The sequence below is a fragment of the Pseudomonas sp. SG-MS2 genome (genome assembly GCF_009933855.1).
Taxonomy (GTDB): domain Bacteria; phylum Pseudomonadota; class Gammaproteobacteria; order Pseudomonadales; family Pseudomonadaceae; genus Aquipseudomonas; species Aquipseudomonas putida_E.
The window spans coordinates 1-2,410 of record NZ_MOMO01000182.1 but is presented as its reverse complement, the minus strand read 5'-3'; the positions used below and the strand labels follow the sequence as shown (position 1 = coordinate 2,410).

Annotated in this window: 1 pseudogene; it reads left to right on the top strand. The window is 66.5% G+C overall.

The annotated features are described in order from the left end of the window. Nucleotides 1–2,410: pseudogene (locus BLX42_RS15480) on the top strand (ATP-dependent DNA helicase); the annotation flags it as partial.

Genomic DNA, 2,410 nt, shown 5'->3' with positions numbered 1-2,410 from the left:
CGCCCACGGCCTGCCGCCGACCATTCCGTTCTGGCTAGGAGAGGCGCCGGGACGCAGTGACGAATTGTCCGCCGCCGTTGCCCGCCTGCAGGCACGTCTCGATGAGCAACTGGGGCTGAGTAACGGCGCTTTCGCCCCAGTGCTGTCATGGCTGCAAAGTACTTATGCACTGGACGAGGCCTGCGCCAGCCAACTGCTCGATTACCTGGGGCGTACCCGTGAAGTGCTGGGCGCCCTGCCCTCGCAACACACGCTGGTGATGGAGCGCTTCTTCGACGAGTCCGGTGGCACCCAGTTGATCATCCATTCGCCCTACGGCAGCCGCATCAACCGCGCCTGGGGCCTGGCGCTGCGCAAACGCTTCTGCCGCACGTTCAATTTCGAATTGCAGGCGGCAGCCAGCGAGGACGCCATCGTGCTGTCACTGTCGACCAGCCACAGTTTCGAGCTGGACGAAGTCTGGCGCTACCTGTCCAGCCGCAACGCCGAGCACATTCTCATCCAGGCCCTGCTCGATGCGCCCTTGTTCGGGGTGCGCTGGCGTTGGAACGCGGCAGTGGCAATGGCCTTGCCGCGCTACGTCGGCGGACGCAAGGTGGCGCCGCAGATCCAGCGCATGAAAAGCGAAGACCTGATTGCCGCCGTGTTCCCCGACCAGATCGCCTGCCTGGAAAACATCGTCGGTGAACGGCAAATCCCGGATCACCCGCTGATCGAGCAGACCCTCGACGACTGCCTGCACGAAGCCATGGACAGCGAGGGCTGGATGGCACTGTTGAGGCGCATTGAAAGCGGCCAGGTGCGCTTGCTGAGCCGCGACCTGCCGGCCCCCTCGCCGCTGGCCTCGGCCATCCTCAACGCCAGGCCATATGCGTTCCTTGATGATGCACCGCTGGAGGAGCGCCGAACCCAGGCGGTACTCAACCGACGCTGGAACGAGGTGCACAGTGGCGACGACCTGGGCGCGCTGGACGCCGATGCCATCAGCGCTGTCCAGGCAGAGGCCTGGCCGCAACCCGGCAGCGCCGACGAAATGCACGAAGCCTTGATGACCCTGGGCGCCATCAGCCAGCACGAAGTCCAGGCCAACCCGACCTGGGGCTTGCTGCTCAGGCAACTGGCCAAGGCGGGCCGGGCGTTACGCTTGCCCGACGAACACCTGTGGCTGGCCCGCGAGCGCCTGAGCCTGCTCCAAGCGCTGTATCCGGATGCACGTCTGGAGCCCGCCCTCCACGTGCTCCCCGGCTTCGACCAGGCCCCGGACCCGGACAGTGCACTGAGCGAGCTGCTGCGCGCCCGCCTGAGCGGCCACGGCCCGCTGACCCTGGCGCAGATCGCCGCACCACTGGGCAAGCCGCAGGCAGCCATCGAACAGGCACTGGCCCGCCTGGAAGCAGAGGGCTACGTACTGCGCGGCCAGTTCAGCCCAGGTGAGGTGCAACGGCAATGGTGCGAACGCCACCTGTTGGCGCGCATCCATCGCTACACAGTCAAACGCCTGCGCCGAGAGATCGAGCCGGTAAGCCTGCAGGACTTCATGCGCTTTGTGTTTGACTGGCAGCACCTTGCGGCCGACGAAAAATTGCGTGGGCCGCACGCTGTGGCCGAGGTGCTTGAGCAGTTGCAGGGTTTCCCAGCCGCGGCCGGCGCCTGGGAGGCAGAGCTGCTGCCGGCACGGATCAAGGACTACAGCATTCACTGGCTCGACGAGGCGTGCCGCAGCGGGCAGTTCGCCTGGAGCCGCCTGGCGGGCAAAGTGTCGAGCAGTACGCTGGCGAGTACGCCGCTGGTGCTGTTGCCACGTCAACACCTGGGCTTGTGGCGCAGCCTTGTACCTGCGCCGGCTCTGGACGAGCTAAGCCCGCGTGCGCAACGTGTGCATCAGGTATTGCAGGCGCATGGCGCTCTGTTCTTCGACGAACTGACCCAGCAAGCCCACTTGTTGCCCAGCGAGCTGGAAACGGCGTTACAGGAATTGGTCGGTTCGGGCCTTGCAAGTGCCGACAGCTTTACCGGGCTGCGTAGCCTTATCACCCCGGCGGCGAAACGCTCATCGCGCAACAGCCGGCGCGGCCATGCGCCGATTTCCACCAGCATGGCGCACGCCGGGCGCTGGGCGCTGTTACGCAGGGGCAATGCCGAAGTGGACGACGGGCAACGGTTGGAACACCTCGCCCGCACCCTGTTAAGACGCTATGGCGTGATCTGCTGGCGGCTGCTGGAGCGCGAGAGTGATGTGCTGCCACCCTGGCGTGAGCTGCTGCGCTGCTGCCACCGGCTTGAGGCGCGCGGCGAGATTCGCGGCGGGCGCTTCATCGCCGGCTTGGCCGGGGAGCAGTTCGCCCTGCCCGAAGCGGTCGGGCTGCTGCGCCAGGTACGCCGGCGCGAGATGGAGGGCGCGCTGGTGGTG